The sequence below is a fragment of the Acidovorax sp. CF316 genome (genome assembly GCF_000276605.1).
Classification (GTDB): domain Bacteria; phylum Pseudomonadota; class Gammaproteobacteria; order Burkholderiales; family Burkholderiaceae_C; genus Acidovorax.
Window position 1 is genome coordinate 44,478 of sequence record NZ_AKJX01000094.1, and the last position, 17,643, is coordinate 62,120.

Consider the following 17,643-nt stretch of genomic DNA (forward strand, 5'->3'; position numbering starts at 1 on the left):
CGAGCATGACTTGATGAGCTGATCGCGCTTTTGCGGAGGCTCCTTGGCATGTGTCAGGTCGACACATACTGCCGCTCTGGATAGCGATCGTCCTGCGCCACGGGAAGGGCGTGTGCGCTCATTTCTTGTTTTTATGCATGATCTCCTGCCGGCGACGATCCTGAGCCTTCCGGTTCCCAGGGTCGCTCATACCAATCGGCAGCAACGCATCCAGATCTACGGTGCGCTCATCAATCTGCTTGTTCGTCGCATCTTGCAGCGCTTTCTTGGACATCGCATAGGCGACGTTGCAGTCAGGAGTGATGCAGCGCGCGTAGCGAATAGCGGTGGACAACAGTTGGTCCGGCTCCACCACTTCATGAAAGAACCCCAGTCGCTCGGCTTCCTCCAAGCCGTACAACTCACCACGCAAGGTGGTCAGCGCACCGATCTTGTCGCCCAGGGTGTACTTGATGATCTCCACATAGGCAGCTGGCATCGGAATGCCGATGGGGACCTCGTTCAGGCCAAACTTCGCGCTCTTGCGGGCAGCAACGCGGAAATCGCAGTCCAGTGCGGTGATGAGGCCACCCGCAATGGCGTGACCATTGATGGCTGCGACTGTCGGTCTCGGGTAGCGGAAGATGCGCAGATTGGTCTCGCGGTAGGCTTTGTACCAAGCGCGGATCTTGTCGAGGTTACCGCTTCCGAATATCTCGAAACTGTACTGGAAGTCGATACCAGCCGAGAATGCGTCACCCTGCCCTGTCAAAACTACGGGGAGCTCGCCGAACTCGCGCTCAAGGCGATCAAATGCTGAGTGCAGATCGGAAAAGAACTGGTCGTTCTGGACGTTGACCTTGTTAGTGTTCATGCGCACTACCGCGCATTCATCAATGACTTCGATATCCCATGCCATGAGAGTCTCCTTCAGTTGTTAAGCAAATTGCTGTCGATGAGATCAATCTTGCAGGTTAAACGCGCGACGCGCATTCCCTGCAAGGAATCGAGGGAGTACATCGCCTCCGAGTTCCAACGCCTGGATGTCCTTCAGGCATTCCGCAGGGGTCAGCATCGGATAGTTGGTGCCGAAAAGCACCTTGTGCTTTCCTGGACCGCGCATGTAGGCCACCAGTTCCTGAGGAAAGCGGGAAGCCTTGTAGGCCGAGGTGTCGACGTACACGTTCGGGTGCTTCATCATGAGCGAGATCATCTCGTTCACCCATGGGAATCCGATGTGCCCACCGACGATGCGCAGTTCAGGGAACTCGTGCGCGACGTTGTCCAAATACGGGATCGGCCGCCCAGGCTCCGAAGGCCGCATCGGCCCGGCATGGCCCACCTGCAGACAGAAGGTGACATCGAGTTCAACGCATTCGGCATAGAGGGGGTAGTACCTACGATCATCAGGAGGAATTCCCCACAGCCAGGGCAAGACACGCAGCCCTTTGAAGCCGAACTGCTTGACGCATCGGCGCAGCTCCCTCACTGCTTCCATCGGCCTGTTAATGTCCACGGACGCAATGCCGACCACATATCCGGCATTCGCCTTGACCGCTAGGGACACTTCGTCGTTCGTAATCATCGGCCCCGCAGGCCCCCACCACGCACTTGCAATAGCCCGCGTCACACCCTGCTCGCGGAACGTCTTGAGCGCCTCGTGGTGCGAGATGTCCGGGCTGTCCTGCGCCAATGTCCGCCAAGCTGTCGGCCAACGGCGCAGCGAATCGAACATGGGGTCGAGCAAGTACGCCTTGTTCGGAAGCTGCATCCAGGCATCAATGATTTCGGTCATCTCACGACTCCTAGGTCAGGCGGACGAAGTCTGCGCCACCTTGGGCCGGAACTGGTCGTCGAAATCATCCAGGCTCGGCATGGGAAGTACTGGCCGGCTGTCGATGTTCTCCACGGCATGGAAGAGTTTCATGAGCATGCCAGTGCGCTCAGTGTTTTCCACGTATGGGACGTGATAGGCAAAAAACGGTTCATGGACTGAATAGCCAACATACCCTAACGTTCCTTGTAGCAGGTGCTTGAGCATGTCCTTCAGATCACCATGGATCGAACCGGGGCCAAACATGTAGTCCCGACCACCCAGGGACGCTACGACCATCGCGCGCTTGCCGCGCATGCCGCCTTGGTCGTATACCCGCATCCCACCGTAAAAGACACCGGAAAGGAACACCCGGTCAATCCACCCTTTGAGCTGCGCTGGTACTGAGTACCAGAAGATTGGAAATACCAGCACAAGTAGATCGGCATTGCGCACAGCCTCGACCTCGGCGGCAATCTGCGGGTCGAGCGTCTTGTTTTGCCAGGCATGCCGCTGCTCAAGTGGGTAGACCAGGTAGTCGTCGCGAGACCTAGTACCAAAGTCATCTGCACTTGCTACAGCATCGAAGTTGATAGCTTGCAGATCTGTAAGGCTCGTCTGCCAGCCATCCTTCTCCAAGGCTTCTTTGGTCATGTCGCGCATTGCCGCGACGAACGAGTTCGGTTCAGGGTGTGCGTAAACGATGTGTGCGCGTTTCATTGCATGCTCTCCATTGCCTTTCGACGGCGACCGACGGCCGCATTAATTTCAATCACCTCGTCGTCAATGCGTTGGTGATACTCGCTGCTGGGATGCAGCCAGTCCTTGATGCGCCGAAGAATCGCCGGATCCTTCGAGGCTAGAAGCTTTGCACGCTCTGAGGCGCGCGACCCGACCTCACCAGCGGGCGAGATCTCTGCGACCAGTCCCCACTCGTATGCCTCGGCGCCCGTGAATTTCTCACCACCAAAGAGCAGGCGTTTGGCACGCGGCAAGCCAATGGCACGCTGCAGCAGCAGTGTGCTGGCAGCCTCTGGAACAATGCCCAGATCGATGAAGGGGAGGCGGAAGACCGTGTCGGCACTCGTCACCACCCAATCGGCATGCAGTAACCAAGTCACGCCGATCCCGGTGGCAGAGCCATGCACAGCGATCACGACAGGTTTCCTCACGTCGGCGATGGCGTGCAGGAAGGATGGCACGGCATCCTGCGGTTGTTGAGGCCATTCGTCAAAGGCCTTTAAGTCATGTCCGGCGCAGAACACATCACCCGCCCCCGTCACCAGCACACAACGCACATCGTCCCTTTGATCTGCGGCCTTCAGAGCATTTGCAATGGCCGCAAACATTGGCATGGTGAGAGCGTTGCGCTTCTCTGGTCGAGTTATACGGAGATGCCATACCCCGTCCTGCACACTGCATTGGATGGAATCGGCAATCGTAATACTCACGATGCTGCTCCTTGTAAGCGGTGCCGCTGGGTCATCGACGGCAGGTCCTTGCCAGTGATCTCAGCCAGCAAGGCACGCTGGCGTTCACGCGCCTCCTCGATGGCTTGGAGTTTCACGTGCCCGAACCCACGGATCTGCTCGGGTATGCGAGCCAGTTCCAGACATTCCTTCTGCTTGGCCGCAATGAAAGGAATTGTCGCCTGGATACCCTGCATGTATTCCTCGATCAACGCGCGCTCCGTCCTCCGCTCATGCGTGTACCCGAACGGATCGAATAACGTGCCTCGCAGGAATTTCAGCTTCGCAAGGACTTCGAAGGCCGACGCCATCCAGCCGCCATAGAGCTTCTTGCGCGGGAGGCCATCAGAACCACGACGGGCAAACAGTGGTGGCGCCAAGGAGAAGCCAATTTTGTATTCCCCATCGAACTGGCTTTCAATCAGCTTGCGCAGTTCCGCAGACGAATGCAGGCGTGCGACCTCATACTCGTCTTTGTAAGCCATCAGCTTGAACAGGTTCTTGGCGACGGCCTGCTCGTAACCACCGGGCTTCGCAGCACCGGACGAGCGTACCGTCCCCAGAAAGCTTTCGTACTGCTGGGCATAGCTGTTGCCCTGATAGGCAACGAGCCGCGCGTATCGGTCCTGCATCAACTGCTGCACGTCTTCCTTGTCTGCCCTTGGAACCCATTGCACCACCGCAGCGGGTTTGGCCACCAGCCGCTCTGGCGCCGAAACGTACTGCCGACCGATCTTGAACGCGCGCAAGTTCGCAGCCACCGCCTGCCCGTTCAGTTCGATCGCGCGGCAGAGCGCATCGTGCGACAGCGGCACCTGCCCCGCCTGCCAAGCAGCACCCAACAAGATCATGTTGGCGTAGACACTATCTCCGCAGTAACGCACCGCGATGTCATGCGCCGGAATCTTGGCCAGGTTTTTCTCTGCACACGCCTGCTCGATGGTGGCCCACAGCGCCTCATTCGGCATGCTGAAGTCGCGGTTGCGCTGGAAGTCGGAGGTGGGCGATACATTGGTGTTCACTATGGCGCGGCAATCGGACTTCAGTCGACTGATGGAGTCCGGATGCGCGCTCACCACCAGATCGCCCCCGATGAGCGCATCGGCGGCAGCGTCCGGTATGCGGGGTGCGTGGACGTCCTCGGCAGATGCCGCGATGCGCACATGGCTCCACACCGCGCCGCCCTTCTGGGCCAGGCCTGCCATGTCCATCACGGAGCAATGCAGGCCCTGCAGATGAGCTGCCATGCCCAGGATGTTGCCGATCGTCAGCACGCCCGTGCCACCAATGCCGTTGACCAGCACCGCATAGCTCGTGTGCAGCGCAGGCAGTTGGGGATGTGCCGGTTCGGGCCAGGCTGCCGGATCTCCGTCGAAATCGGTGCCGGAATCGACCGGCTTCTTGCGCAGGGTTCCGCCTTCCACAGCCACGAAGCTCGGACAGAAGCCGTCTGCACAGGAGTAGTCTTTGTTGCACGAGGACTGGTTGATCTGGCGCTTGCGGCCCAGCTGTGTCTCCAGCGGTTCAATGGAGACACAGTTGCTCTTAGCGGTGCAGTCGCCGCAGCCTTCGCACACTTCCGGGTTGATGATGTAGCGGACCTGAGGATCCGGATAGTTGTTGCGCTTGCGCCGACGGCGCTTTTCGGCGGCGCAGGTCTGGTCGTAGACCAATGCGGTCACAAAGGGCAATTCGCGCAGTTCGCGCTGAACGGCGTCCAGATCGCGCCGGTGATGGAAGGTTGTGCCAGGCGCAAACGCTGCTTCGTGTCCCTTGTACTTCTCGACGTCGTCACTGACAACCACGACGTGCGTCACACCTTCGGCATGCAGCAGCTGGGTCAGCATCGGCACCGTGAGCGGCCCGTCGTGCGGCTGCCCGCCCGTGAGCGCTGTAGCGTCGTTGAACAAGACCTTGAACGTCATCGGCGTCTTGGCCGCCACCGCCTGACGGATGGACAGCGAACCCGAGTGGAAGAACGTCCCATCGCCCATGTTGGCGAACATGTGCGGCCGCTTGGAGAAGCGGCTTTGCCCCACCCATGGAGCACCCTCACCGCCCATGTGCGTGTAGCTCTCGGTGCGGCGATCCATCCAGTTGGCCATGTAGTGGCAGCCGATCCCAGCTGTGGCGCGCGAGCCCGCCGGCACCTTGGTAGAGCTGCTGTGTGGGCAACCGGAACAGAAGTACGGTGTGCGCATGAGGGGCGCCAGAAGCTTTCCCTTTTCTGACGTGAAGGGGAGCGCCTGGCATGCGTCCATGCCTGCGGCATGCAGCCGCGCCTGCAGAGCCGCCGCGATGTCCACGGGACCGAGTTCAGAGTCCCCGCGCAAGAGGCGATGCTCATGCGGAATCTCGAATTCCGCGCATTGGAGCCCGCCACTGGACTTGCCAACGACCTGAGGCGCCTTCTCACCGCTTGCGGCAAGCGGGTAGAGGATGTCCTTGACCTGCTGTTCGATCAGCGCCCTCTTCTCTTCGACCACGAAGATCTCGTCGAGACCCTGCGAAAACTCGCGGATGATCTGCGGCTCCAGTGGCCAGACCATGCCCAGCTTCAAAAGGGCTATGCCCCTTGCGGCCATGTCCTGCTCGCTGATGCCGAGCAGTTCCAGAGCTTCGCGCACGTCGTTGTAGGGCTTTCCGCCCGCAATGATGCCGATGCGTGAACCTGTGCCCTTCGCGACGATGCGGTTCAACCCGTTGGCACGGCAGTAGGACAGCGCCAAGGGCAGCTTGGTGCGCACGATCCGCGGCTCCTGCGTCGCCCATACGTCGGGCCAACGGATGTGGACGTCTTCAGTTGGCTTGAAATCCTCGGGCGGCCGGCATTCGACCCGGAACGGATCGACTTCTGCGATCGACGTGGTCTCGACGATATCTCCAACACACTTAAGCGCCACCCACAGGCCGGACGCGCGGCTCATCGCCCAACCATGAATCCCGTAGTCGAGGTATTCCTGCACATTGCTCGGGTACAGGATAGGAATGAACGACGCAACCAACAATTGCTCGCTTTGGTGCGCAAACGAGGACGACTTGGCCGTGTGGTCGTCAGCGGCCAGCACGAGCGCTCCGCCATGCGGGGATGTTCCAGCCGCATTGGCATGCTTGAGGGCGTCTGCACTCCTGTCGACACCGGGCCCCTTGCCATACCACATAGCGAAGACACCATCGACCGTGGCCTCCTCAGGGTGTTGCATCAATTGCTGAGTTCCCCAGCAGGCTGTCGCAGCTAAGTCCTCATTGAGGCCTGGGATAAATTCGATCTGCTTCTCTTTAAGGAGCTTCTGAATACTCCAGAGAGTTTGGTCAAGACCAGACAATGGTGAACCACGATAGCCGCTGACAAACCCACCTGTATTCAACCCTGCAGCACGGTCGCGGGTGCTTTGATTGAGCAACAGCCGAACCAATGCCTGCGAGCCGCTGATGTATGCCAGACCGCTCTCCAATTGGTAGCGGTCTTCGAGTTTGGCGGGACGCAGAAGCGCCCCCGGCGGCGGCGCGACTTCAGACATGCCGCACCTCCACTTCCGCGCCACAGCAGCTAGACACTGCAATGATGTTCGTTGCGCGCGAGTATGTTTCGCCCGGTGACCAACTCATGGGGAACTCCTTGTATTTTTGCTCAGTGAGATGACTCACCCGCAATTAGCCGCCATATCGGGTATTTCGTACATTGGCGAAATTGACTTTGTTTGTGCCAAAATCGCCAAGCCGTGCCTGTTACGCGATGCAACGACTTCGCAGCTATGCTCAAAACGCAAAATAGGTGATCGCAACTACTGCGAGCATGGTGGCTGGAACTGCAACTAACGCGTAGCCGCGATAGAAGTCCTTCGCTTGGCTAGCGGGGAAGACAGCGAACCCGTGGCAGTTTCCTAGGAAGGAAATTTTGTCGCAGTCCTCGCAGGCAAGAGCTGTTCTATCGACAGTGGAGCAAGAGACCGCGTCCTTTTGCCTATGCAGCTCTAAGCCAGCGTCAGGAACATCTTCGTGCAGTGCTACCGGTTGTCTGTTGCTCATCTCAGTGCTCCATTTTGTAGTCGCTGGTCTCAAGGCCAGCAGGACTATTAGGCGCACTCACGGGCGTTGGTGTACATTGTCGAAACTGACATCTTCAATGCCGTTTACGACATATGCCGCGTGCTGCCATCCTCACCTTCGACGGCTGCTACGCCTCCAGCGTGGCGGGCTTTGCGGACATCCTTCAGATCGCCAACTCCCACCTACGGCTCGAACAGGCCCCGGCATCCGCTCTGTTCGAATGGCGATTCGTTTCTCCCTCAGGTGAGGCGGCCGTAGCCAGCAATGGCCTATCTCTCCAAACCCATAAATTGGGGCCTCGGGAGCGCTACGATTTGGTGTTCGTGCCCAGTTTCCACTATGGTGGTCACCGCCAATTTGACAGGTTCCTGGATCAACAGGCTGACGCCTGTGCATGGATCACAGCGCAATGGCACGCAGGCGCTTGGATAGCGGCGAACTGCACGGGCACCTTCATCCTCGCTCAAACCGGACTACTCGACGAGCGTACGGCAACTACAACCTGGTGGCTGGAGCGCCAATTCAGGGAGAAGTTTCCGCGCGTCGACTTGCAACTGCGACCAGTTCTGACTGAGATTGACCGGCTGATCTGCGCCGGCGCGTCAGCCTCTTACTTGCTGCAGACTGTACGTGTCATTGAGCGCTTCGCAGGTCCTGTCATTGCATCGCAGTGCGCAAAGGCCATGTTGATCGACGTGAGCCAAACCAGTCAAATTCCTTACCTCCCTTTGCTCGCGCAGAAGAATCACTCCGATTCGTTGGTACATCGTGCCCAGCGTTGGCTACAGAGCAATATGACGAACGATCTTAGGATCACTGAACTGGCGCAGTCGCTCGCAGTCAGTGACCGGACGCTCATCCGGCGTTTCCGCAGCGTGCTGGATCAAACTCCCCTCGCTTATCTCCAGGATCTGCGTCTGGAAGCTGCTCGCGCTTTGCTCGAAAACAGTTCTCATAGCGTCGAAGAGGTAGCGAGCCAAGTGGGATACAACGATACAAGTTCCTTCTCCAGACTGTTTCGCCAACGCATCGGAATGAGTCCGGGCGCTTACCGTGGTCGCTTTCAGATGGACTCGTCGATGTAGCTGGAGCTGTAACTTTTGCCAACGGCTGAGACCCTTGGAGTTAGTCATGGAACATAGAACCGTCCAAGCAACGAAAGCGGACGCTGGTTCCGCATCAAGCGTAGCCGACTTCCTTGAAAAGTGGCCATGGTTCCATACGCTGTCTGAAGAGCTTCGGAAAATGACGCTCGAGACATCGTTGGAGTTGACAGTGCCCGCCAGTGAATATGTCGCCCGAGCTGGTGAGCCCAGCTCATACTGGTATGGCGTCATAAGTGGCCACCTACAGATGTACATCGTTGGCCCCGCGGGAGACGAGACGACGCTCTACTACCTCCGGGAAGGTGAATGGTGCGGCGACGGCTCCTTGTTGAAGAGGGAGTTGATGCAGTATGACCTGCGCTCGCTCACGTCAGCACACCTCTGTCTCATTCCGGCTAGCTCATTCAACATTTTGCGTAGTTCGTCAATTGAGTTCAGCAACTTTCTTTGTGATGTCATGAACGCTCGTATGGGCGAGTTTGTCGGAATGCTTGTAGCGTCGCGTCTGCTCGGTCCCGAAAAGAGAGTCGCAAAGGCGCTCCTGATGCTCGCCAAGAATGGACAAGAGGAAGACCTCCGGCTGTCGATCCACCAACATGATCTGGCATTAATTTGTGGGCTCTCGCGCCAGCGAGTGAACATGGCCCTGGCCTCATTTAAACAGGATGGAATTGTCCGAACGGAAGGCACCAAGGGATATCTGATCGTCCACATACAGCGCCTGCGCAGCTACATTGGAACAACCGACTGCTGACAACGCGCGACATTCGCAACTGCGATCCGTCGCATTTAGTTATGGGACGCTTTCGCTAGTTTCCGATGTGGCAGAGCTCTGGCGGGTTCTGCAATCCCATGCGTCGCCCTTCTTCGATGACTGGATGATAAAAAGGATATCTAAGCATCTCCTGCACACCGTCTCCCCGATCCGCCGAGCTTTCAGTGGCTGAAGACAGATCTACGCCGCACTGGACACTAGCCTTGTGCGGGCGCCCCTAGGAGCGCAGACTCCAGCAGATCCATACGGTCTCCACCCCAGAACATTTCACCCTTATAGATGAAAGTTGGAGCACCAAAGACCCCTAGTTTCTCGGCATGTTCGAGAGTCCTAGCCAAAGCCACTTCGGCTTCATTTTGTAGGAACTCGTGCCAATCCGACGATGACAGGCCGGCCTTTGTAAGAGCTCTAGCCACCTCGGTTGGTGACTCCAGGTCAAACTCGCGTCGCCAGAATGCTGCGAGCACTGGATCACAGAACTCCCAGAGATGATTTCTTGCCTTGGCGAAAAGAATGGCCTGGCTCGCAAGTGTAGGATTCCATAGCTTCGTCGTTGACCGCACGGTCAATCCCTGTAGCTTCGCAAGCCGTCGGCAATCCATATACAGGTACTTCAACTTTGCGACATCGCGGCTTGAGCGCTGATCGACCTCGCCGCCGTACGCGGACTGAAAATCTGTCACGTATGGCCACCAGTCAAAACCGATTCCACTACGCTGAGCGAGCGCTCGGGCAGGGCCAAGCGCGAGGTAAGAGTATGGGCTTCGCAGATCGAAGAATGCTTCTACCCGATCAGTGTCGGTCTCCATGATCAGCGATTCTTCTGGAAAAGATTCAGCTTAGCCTCGTCGGACTTCGTCACGTCCACCCACTGGCTGCGCAGGAGGTCCAAGCCACGACTGACGCCAGGACGGCTTCGTACCCTTCCATACCAGGCCTGCACTTGCGGGAAATCATCAAGCGAAACGCCTGTCATTTTGTTGATGCGGATCCAGGCAAAGTTTGCCATGTCGGCAATCGAGTATTCATCACAAATGAACTCGCGACCAACAAGACGTTCATCTAGAACTCTGAAGAGACGCCTCGTTTCTGTCTGATAGCGGGTGATGGCATAGGGCACCTGTTCGGATGCATAGCGGAAAAAATGCTGGGCCTGCCCCATCGCCGGGCCAATCCCTCCTACTTGCCAGAATAGCCATTGAAGCACTTCGCTGCGCTGGCGCATAGCTGTCGGGAGAAAGCGATTTTCCTTCTCGGCCAAGTACACCATGATGGCACCAGTTTCAAAGACCGAAAAGGGCTCACCCCTGTCGCTTGGCGCATGATCCACGATTGCGGGAATCTTTCCATTCGGATTGATGGCTCGATAGCCGTCTGTGTGCTGGTCACCTGCAGTGATGTTGATTGGAATGATCCGATAAGGAATTCCAAGTTCCTCCACCAAGATTTGCACCTTGTGTCCGTTCGGCGCTGCCCAGCTGTATAGATCGATCATGCTGTCTCCTGTAAACGTAGCTGATCCACTCGGGAGCGAGTGGATACCTTACTCAACTTCGTTTTAGGTTAGCAGCACGCGCCGCATTTCCATGTCTTTGCAAAGACAGATTGATCCGATCAATCGCGGCTGCTGGCCGTCAAGTGGGTGTGGCAGCGGCGAGGACAGGTCATCAACCTGATCGCGGACAGGCTGGTGAATCTGACGCCTTGGCTAGGGAGGCTGGGGCGCTTGGAGAGTCGAGATTTCAAATAGGTTGAGCTAACGATCAGCCCCCTGCGCACGAACTCTATTGGCCAGCCGTTGCGCGGATTGCGCTATAAATCGCGCTTCAACTCTTTTCCGGGAATGTATGAATCGCGCTGATCTAATTGAAGTCCTCGCCGCAAAGCATGACCTGTCCAAGGTTGCAGCCGGTGCCATCCTCGAAACCCTGATAGACACCATCCAGAATGCAGTCAAGAAGGACGACCCCGTCCAGTTGGTCGGATTCGGTACCTTCAAGTCGGCCAAGCGTGCTGCTCGTACTGGAAAAAACCCATCTACTGGCGCCGCTCTGAAGATCCCGGCATCCACCGTGCCCAAGTTCGTGCCCGGTGCCAAGTTCAAGGCTGTGGTCGATCCGAAGGCTGCCAAGCGCAAGGCCGACAAGGCAGGCAAGTAAGTGCCCTCTCAAGCAAACAGCCGCCAAGCCAGCCGTCTTGGCGGTTTTTTCATTTCTGCCAACCTGCCACTCGTTGGCACTGTCTCGTACACAATGCACCCATGACCACCTTCTCCAATGCATTCCGATCCGAAGTCGTCCGGATGGCCCGCAAGGAGCTCAAGCCGGAGCTCCATGGAATGCGCAAAGCGCTGACCCTTCATCGTTCGGAAATCGCGGCGCTCAAGCGCGAAGTGAAGACGCTGACCTCGCAGCTCAAGGCAGCTCAGCGCGTCGTCAAAGCAGTTACCCCTCCGAAGACAGAGGAGTCACCTCAAGAGCGTAAAGGCGGAAGGAAGTGGGTATTCAAGCCGGAAGCGCTGACCGCCAAACGCGCTGAATTGGGAGTCACCGCCAAGGACATGGCCAAGCTACTGCAGGCGTCGCCGCTCTCCCTCTCAAAATGGGAGAACGGCCAAGCCAATCCACGTGCAGCCCAGTTGGAGCGAATTCGCGCAGTGCTCGGCCTGGGCAAACGCAAAGCCCTTGCCCTGCTGGCAGAAGGCGAGGGCAAATAGCGGCTTGAGCGCCGCACTACGTCAGGCTGCCGCTGCGGCGCTCAACACCTTTGCGCCCGTGAAGATGCACTCCAGCTTCTCATTGATGTAGTCTGACATCACCGGGTGCAGCGGCAGCGTTTGCCCGTTGTGCACATTGCATTGCGTGAAATCGATCCCATCCCTGTGCGCAGCCCGGCAGGCGGTGATGTACTCATTCATGAGCCCAGCGAACTCGATGAAGGGATGGTTGCCGATGGACACCGCGCTGCGATAAAACGCATCCGATGCATCCTGCATGCGGGCCAGAGCTACGAGGCGTTCGTTGGCGTCCATGTTCACTTCATCCTTCAAAATCTGATTCGGGCAGCATACCAGCGAGCCATTGCGATTCAGCGATATCGCGTCACAGCGTGACCACATTGAGATCGCCCCCGAGCACCTCCCTGGCCAGCGGCACCAGGTGATCATGGTGAGTTAGGAAGATGACCTGCATCTTCTGCGAAAGTTCACCCAACACCCGCAGCCCAGCCGCAGTGCGCCCGTCATCAAAATTGATGAACAGGTCGTCCGCAATGAGCGGAATGTTGAGCCCTTGCTCGATCTGCAACTCCAGCGCCGCCAGTCGCAGCGCCAGATAGAGCTGATCCCGGGACCCCTCGCTCATTCCGGAGACCTCCACCTGTGTCCCACCGTGCCGGATACCGTAGAGCCGTGGCGTCTGGTCGCCAGAGTCGACCAGCAGGCGCTCGAACGAGCCCAGCGTCAGTGCGCTGAACGTCGATGACGCCTTGGCCAGCATCGGGCCCTGGCGGGTCTCGCGGAATTTCTCCATCGACCATTTCAGCAGGCGCGCGGTGGTGTGCAGCTTGAGGTAGCGCTCCGCTGCATCCGCCATCGATGCGACGGCTTCTTGCCGGCGCGCATCGGCCGTCGCCGCGGCGGCGGTACCGTCCAGGGCTTCAAACGCTTTGCGCTGTGTGCCCTGCTGGGTGCTCAACTGAGCGATCTGCTCGACCAGTTGCGCAGATACGCTTCCTAGCCGCTCGATCTCGGCCACCAGTTCATCGGGCGCGATGCTCTGCGCTTCCTCTCTAAGTTGATCGAGGCTCATCCCGTCACCGCTGTGCACCAGGTCGGATTGCGCTGCGGCGATCCTGGAGTCGATCTCCCGGCGCTGCTCGGACTGCTGAGCGGCCGCGGCCAGCGCGTTGACGTCATCCACACCTGCAGCAGCCATCAGCGGCGCAAGGCGAGCCGCTTGGGCTTCGTGACGTTGCCCGGCATCGGCGAGTTCCGCCTCGACCTGAGAATGCCGGACGCGCAGTTCGCGCAGGGCTTTGTCTGCCTGCTGGGTGCTTGCCAGGCGAGCGAAGAGTTCCTGCGCGATAGCGTCGGCATCCTGCTGGGCAAGGTCGGTTGCCGCCCGGCTTGCAAGGGCTTCTGCGGATGCCTTCAGATCATCGAGGTCCATCTGCATCGGCTCGATGCGCTCGGTGCGGATCTTTCGGATCAAGCCCAGCAGGCGGTCCACTTCCTGGATTGCTTCCGCCTCAGCTTCGACCTGTTCGGCCTTCGTGGCACCGTCGTAGCCCGCAGCTTCGACTGCCGCCTGCCATGACGACTCCCAATCGGTCCATCCCGTCTGGGCCTGCTGCATTGCGGACTGCAGGCGCGGCAGGCTGCTTTGGGCTGCGGCCAACTGCTCCTCCAGCGTGCTGTGCTGCCCCCGCGCCTGCTCGACCATGGTGAGCAGCGCACGCGCACGCTGTAGGCAGTCTTGGAGGGATGGCGCCTGCGCTTCGGTGTTTGGTTCTCCAAGCATGGACCAGATGGTGGTCGCCAGTTCAGAACCAGTGGCCTGCAGATCCTTGCGCTGCTGCTCAAGCCTGGTGAACTCGGCGCTCATCTCCAGGACAGCCCTGCGTTGGCGCAGCCATGCAGGAGCGGCTTCCAGCGGGAGCTCGGGCAGTCCGCACTGGCCGGCGAGCTTTTCCCATTGGCGTTTGCGCTCTTCCTGGCGACCCTGTGCACCCTGCAGGCGCACTTCATGCATCTGCTGTTCCAGCCGCACATGTTCGATGCGCTCTGCCTTGGAGCGGCGCGTGGCCTCATGGTCGGCTTTCAGGAGCCTGTCGTCCGCGAGTACATCGGCCTTGGTCACCCACTGCTCGTAGGGACCCGCCTTGGCGGCCAGCTCGCTGGGTGCGGCCTTGATCGCCTGCCATTCCTTGTCGCGGGCCTGGCGGGCCTCTTCCACCTGTTCGCGGGACACGGGTTGGAAATCCTGCACGAAGTGCTGCAACTCCAGCTCCAGGCGCTGAAGCTCCTGTGTCTTCTCGGCAAGGGCTTCCTGCATTGCCTGCACTTCGGCGTTTGCGTTGCGGCTTTCATCAACGAGACCTTGTACGGCAGCATCCTCGGGCACGAGCATGGCCGCGAGTGCAACGGGTTCAGCGCGCCACTTGCCAAGCCCCGCCTTGGCGGCTTCCAGCTCTGCATTGAGTGTCTCTACCTTTTGCGCGAGCTGGGACAGTGCGGCGGCATGGTCGCCGAGCTTCAGGGCGCGTTCTACGGCGCCGGCCAGGTTCGGATTCACCTCCCGTGCGCCCAGGCGTGCCAATGCCTGCTGGGCCTGGTCGATCTGCTGCGCCTTGTCATCCAGGGAGGCTTGCGCACCGCGCAGTTGCTGCGCCAGTGCGCCCTTGTCCTTGAGCAGGCCCGCCAGTCGGTTCCGCACGGCGGCAGCCGGAAGGCGCTTGCGGACTGCTTCTTCGGTGTCGGCTGCCCAGCCCAGCTCCTGCACAAGCTCTTGCACCCGGGACCAGTGGGTCTGGATTTCTTCGCCCCGTTTGGCAATGTCTGTTCGGTGGCTGCGGTACTGCAGCCTGCGTTCATGGAGGTCGGTGATGTCCGCGGCCAGGGACAACAGGGTCTGGTCGACGCGGATGGCTTCCAGTTGGGTTCGCAGGCTGGATGCTTGCTGTTCAAGGCGTTGCCTGTCGGCCTGGGCCATCGCCATGGCGTGGGCTGCATCGCGGATGGTGCTGGAGGCGTTCTCCGGCAGCAGCGGAACCTCGTCGGTGAGGCCGAGCGATTCCTTCTGTGCGTGGGCAGCATCAAGGGCCTGCAGCATGGGGCGCACGCGGCGAATGCGCTCGAGCTGGCTCAGTTGCTGCCGGGTGGCCTTCTCTTGCTGGCGGGCGTCGGCAATGGCTTGCTCTGTCGATTGCAGCGCATCGTGCTGCGCCTTCCAGTCCTTGGCCTTGAGCACGACCTGCTTGAGCTGTGCTCCTGCGGCCTCGTAGGCTTCCTGGGCCTGGTAGTAGACCCGGGCGCCTGACTTGCGGCTGGCGAACAGGCTGTCGGCTTCGGCCTCCAGCTTTTGCAGCACGCCGGCGAGGCCTTCGATGCCGGCGGCCGACTGGAAGAGCAAACGGCCCACGTCATCCGATGCCGACAGGATGCCGGCACCCCCTTCGACCAGGGTGGAGTGGTCCAGCGCGTACATACGCTGGAATGCGTTGAGCTGCAGACCGCCGAGCCAGGGCTGCAGCATGGCATCCGGGAGCACCGCGTCTTGCGGCGAGCGCACCGTGTTCTTGTTGCCCTTGGTTCGGTCAAACGCAAGAGGCGGATCCTGGGAAGCATCTGCAACGCGTTCGAGAACACCGCCCACCCGCAACTCCGACATCGGGTGCAGAAAGGCCAGGGGTGTTCTGACAGGAATGCCGAACAGCCAGTCCCCGATGGCCGACCGGACCGTGGACTTTCCGGCTTCGTTGGGCCCCACGATCAGGTGGATGTCCCGGGGTTGCCTGGGCAAGGACAGATGGCGGTCGGTGAACTTGCCGTACCGGATCAGCTTGAGTTCGCGGATACGCATGGGATGTGTCGAGCTGGGTGGACGGTTGCAACAGTTGCGTCAGGCGGCAGGTGCCGATCCCGGCGCGACCCGGGCCATGAGGACGGGGGCGGCCTGGCGGACCCGCTCGGCGATGAGCGGTGAGTCTGCCTGGCGGAGTTCTGCCAACTCTGGCGCGGCAAGCAGGACATCGTGCGGCAGCTTTTCCAGCAGTACCTGCCACTCGGCGTGAATGGCCTGCAGGAACTCCGGGTCCGCATGGGCCGATGCAGCCAGGTCGTGCAGCGCATCGAGCGCGTCTTGTGCATCGTCCGAACCGGCGGTTGCCGGCGCCGCCGGTGCTGTCGTGGACACCCGCACCTTCTCGATCCAGATGCGGTCCGGGTCCAGTGCAACGGCCTGGGCGATCACCTCCTGCCGCAGTTGCCCTTCGTCACTGGCCAGCGCTGCGTGGGCGGCGCACTGCCCCGTGAAGCTCACGCGGACTGCAAGCGGAAGGCCTGCTGGCGCAGTGGCCAACAGCTGCTCAAGCGACTGGCCCACCAGCCGCACCGCGCTGCGCAGATCGTCGCAAGCGCTGACGTCCACGGACAGCGCATGCCAGCGCAGCACGTCGACCTCGATGCGCTCGATCTCAGTGATCTCCCCGGCATCGGCAGAGACCAGCAGGGCTCCGCGCGCGCCGGTCTCCTTGATGTGGCGGCCTTGCAGGTTGCCTGGGTAGGCAATGGTGGTGTCGCCGCGTTCGATCCAATGCTCATGCACGTGGCCCAGGGCCCAGTACTGGTAGCCCTTGGCCTGCAACTCGGCCACAGAGCATGGCGCGTATTTGGCATGCTCATTGTTGCCCTCCAGAGCCGTGTGCAGCACGCCGATGTTGAGCCAGCCTGGCACGGGCATGGGGTAGCTGGGGACCAGGTTCTCCACAGTGGCTGCGACCTTGAAGCTGCGGCCATGCAGGGCAACCTTGAGTGGCTCGATGCGGAAGGTATCGGCCTTGCGGGAGGCGAAGGCGTGCACGTTGTCCGGCAACTCCAGGCCCTTGGTCATCTCGCTGTCGGCATCGTGGTTGCCGTAGAGCAGGTATACAGGGATGCCGGCCTGGCGCAGGCGGCCCATCTGGCGCACGAAGAACAGGCCGGTGTTGAAGTCCTTCCAGTCGCCGTCGTAGACGTCGCCGGCGATGACCATGAAGTCCACCTTCTCTTCGATGGCCACGGTGACCAGGCGCTCGAAGGCATCGCGGGTGGCGGTGCGCAGGCGCTCCGCTGGGGCATCCGCGTAGGAGGAGAGACCTCGCAGGGGGCTGTCCAGGTGCAGGTCTGCGGTGTGGATGAATTTCACGAAAGGATCTCCTCTGGATGGCAGGCAGAAGGACGGCTACGGACGCTGGTCACTTGCGGGGCACGATCTGGATGGTGCCCACGCCAGATTCGGAAGGCGGAGCAATCCAGTGGACCCAGACGCCGCGCATCCAGGCGCCCAGGTAGATCACGCTCACGAGGAAGATGCCCCACTGGTCAGCCTTCCATGCGGCGTAGAACCAGGCGGGCTGCCCAAGCATGCCGAAGATGCAGGCCCAACGGCGCAGCTTCTCGCTGCGGGCTTGGGACAGCCAGGCTGCGAGGGCGCCGAACAAGGCGATGGCGATCTGGTCGAGTTCCATGCAGTGATTGTGCATGACTGGATGAATTTACAGCACCCATGCTGTAGGCGACTGGGCAATTTCTTGTTTGTGGTGTACGGCAGCAGCACCCACAATCGAAACAAGACGTACAAAAAGGGAGGTCCTGCAATGAAAGGGTTGGGATTTGATCGAGCTGTCAAATCACCTCAACAGGTGCAGCTGGCCATGTTTCAACTGGCCGAATTGCAACGCAGTTGCCCCACC

At 59.9% G+C, this 17,643-nt stretch carries 16 protein-coding genes; 4 read left to right on the forward strand and 12 right to left on the reverse strand.

Annotation, left to right across the window (positions count from 1 at the left end; translation table 11 throughout):
- Nucleotides 1-118: 118 nt before the first annotated feature.
- From PMI14_RS08465 to PMI14_RS34140, 6 genes are all read right to left on the reverse strand, one after another.
- Nucleotides 119-898: an enoyl-CoA hydratase/isomerase family protein gene (locus tag PMI14_RS08465; RefSeq protein ID WP_007852744.1), complete on the reverse strand. Its 780-nt coding sequence runs from the start codon at nt 896-898 to the stop codon at nt 119-121.
- A gap of 42 nt (nt 899-940) precedes the next feature.
- A complete protein-coding gene (locus PMI14_RS08470; RefSeq protein ID WP_007852746.1) occupies nt 941-1,774 on the reverse strand; it encodes an amidohydrolase family protein in 834 nt (277 codons plus the stop codon).
- A gap of 15 nt (nt 1,775-1,789) precedes the next feature.
- Nucleotides 1,790-2,512: an NAD(P)H-dependent oxidoreductase gene (locus PMI14_RS08475; protein ID WP_007852749.1), complete on the reverse strand. Its 723-nt coding sequence runs from the start codon at nt 2,510-2,512 to the stop codon at nt 1,790-1,792.
- Nucleotides 2,509-3,243, reverse strand: a complete 735-nt coding sequence (locus tag PMI14_RS08480) for an enoyl-CoA hydratase-related protein (protein WP_007852750.1) — start codon at nt 3,241-3,243, stop codon at nt 2,509-2,511. Before PMI14_RS08480 ends, PMI14_RS08475 begins: the two co-directional genes overlap by 4 nt.
- On the reverse strand, nt 3,240-6,782 hold the full coding sequence (locus PMI14_RS08485; RefSeq protein ID WP_007852752.1) for an indolepyruvate ferredoxin oxidoreductase family protein: 3,543 nt from the start codon (nt 6,780-6,782) through the stop codon (nt 3,240-3,242). Before PMI14_RS08485 ends, PMI14_RS08480 begins: the two co-directional genes overlap by 4 nt.
- A 238-nt stretch (nt 6,783-7,020) precedes the next feature.
- A complete protein-coding gene (locus PMI14_RS34140) occupies nt 7,021-7,290 on the reverse strand; it encodes a hypothetical protein (RefSeq protein WP_108016662.1) in 270 nt (89 codons plus the stop codon).
- A 113-nt stretch (nt 7,291-7,403) separates the two neighbouring features.
- Between PMI14_RS34140 and PMI14_RS08490 the strand changes: the two genes are divergently transcribed.
- Entirely contained in the window at nt 7,404-8,396 is a 993-nt protein-coding gene (locus tag PMI14_RS08490; RefSeq protein ID WP_007852753.1) for a GlxA family transcriptional regulator, read from the forward strand.
- Between the two features lie 46 nt (nt 8,397-8,442).
- Entirely contained in the window at nt 8,443-9,171 is a 729-nt protein-coding gene (locus PMI14_RS08495) for a Crp/Fnr family transcriptional regulator (RefSeq protein ID WP_007852756.1), read from the forward strand.
- A gap of 218 nt (nt 9,172-9,389) precedes the next feature.
- On the opposite strand, the gene PMI14_RS34145 is transcribed toward PMI14_RS08495, so the two are convergent.
- Both PMI14_RS34145 and PMI14_RS08500 read right to left on the reverse strand, forming a co-directional pair.
- A complete protein-coding gene (locus tag PMI14_RS34145) occupies nt 9,390-10,001 on the reverse strand; it encodes a 2-hydroxychromene-2-carboxylate isomerase (protein ID WP_081497297.1) in 612 nt (203 codons plus the stop codon).
- Nucleotides 10,002-10,003: 2 nt separating this feature from the next.
- Entirely contained in the window at nt 10,004-10,687 is a 684-nt protein-coding gene (locus tag PMI14_RS08500; protein WP_007852759.1) for a glutathione S-transferase N-terminal domain-containing protein, read from the reverse strand.
- 352 nt (nt 10,688-11,039) lie between these two features.
- On the opposite strand from PMI14_RS08500, the gene PMI14_RS08505 reads away from it, so the two are divergent.
- Nucleotides 11,040-11,351 (forward strand): HU family DNA-binding protein, encoded by a 312-nt coding sequence (locus PMI14_RS08505; RefSeq protein ID WP_007852761.1) that lies wholly within the window; start codon nt 11,040-11,042, stop codon nt 11,349-11,351.
- A 101-nt stretch (nt 11,352-11,452) separates the two neighbouring features.
- A complete protein-coding gene (locus tag PMI14_RS08510; protein WP_007852763.1) occupies nt 11,453-11,908 on the forward strand; it encodes a helix-turn-helix domain-containing protein in 456 nt (151 codons plus the stop codon).
- Between the two features lie 21 nt (nt 11,909-11,929).
- Here the strand turns inward: PMI14_RS08510 and PMI14_RS08515 are convergent, their stop codons facing one another.
- The 4 genes from PMI14_RS08515 to PMI14_RS08530 form a co-directional block, all read right to left on the reverse strand.
- A complete protein-coding gene (locus PMI14_RS08515; RefSeq protein WP_007852765.1) occupies nt 11,930-12,223 on the reverse strand; it encodes a hypothetical protein in 294 nt (97 codons plus the stop codon).
- A 70-nt stretch (nt 12,224-12,293) separates the two neighbouring features.
- Entirely contained in the window at nt 12,294-15,773 is a 3,480-nt protein-coding gene (locus tag PMI14_RS08520) for a YhaN family protein (protein WP_007852767.1), read from the reverse strand.
- A 39-nt stretch (nt 15,774-15,812) separates the two neighbouring features.
- Nucleotides 15,813-17,096 carry a DNA repair exonuclease gene (locus tag PMI14_RS08525; protein ID WP_007852768.1) on the reverse strand — a complete coding sequence of 428 codons (1,284 nt, stop codon included), beginning with the start codon at nt 17,094-17,096 and terminating at the stop codon, nt 15,813-15,815.
- A gap of 49 nt (nt 17,097-17,145) precedes the next feature.
- Nucleotides 17,146-17,418: a hypothetical protein gene (locus tag PMI14_RS08530; RefSeq protein ID WP_007852769.1), complete on the reverse strand. Its 273-nt coding sequence runs from the start codon at nt 17,416-17,418 to the stop codon at nt 17,146-17,148.
- Between the last annotated feature and the right edge of the window lie 225 nt (nt 17,419-17,643).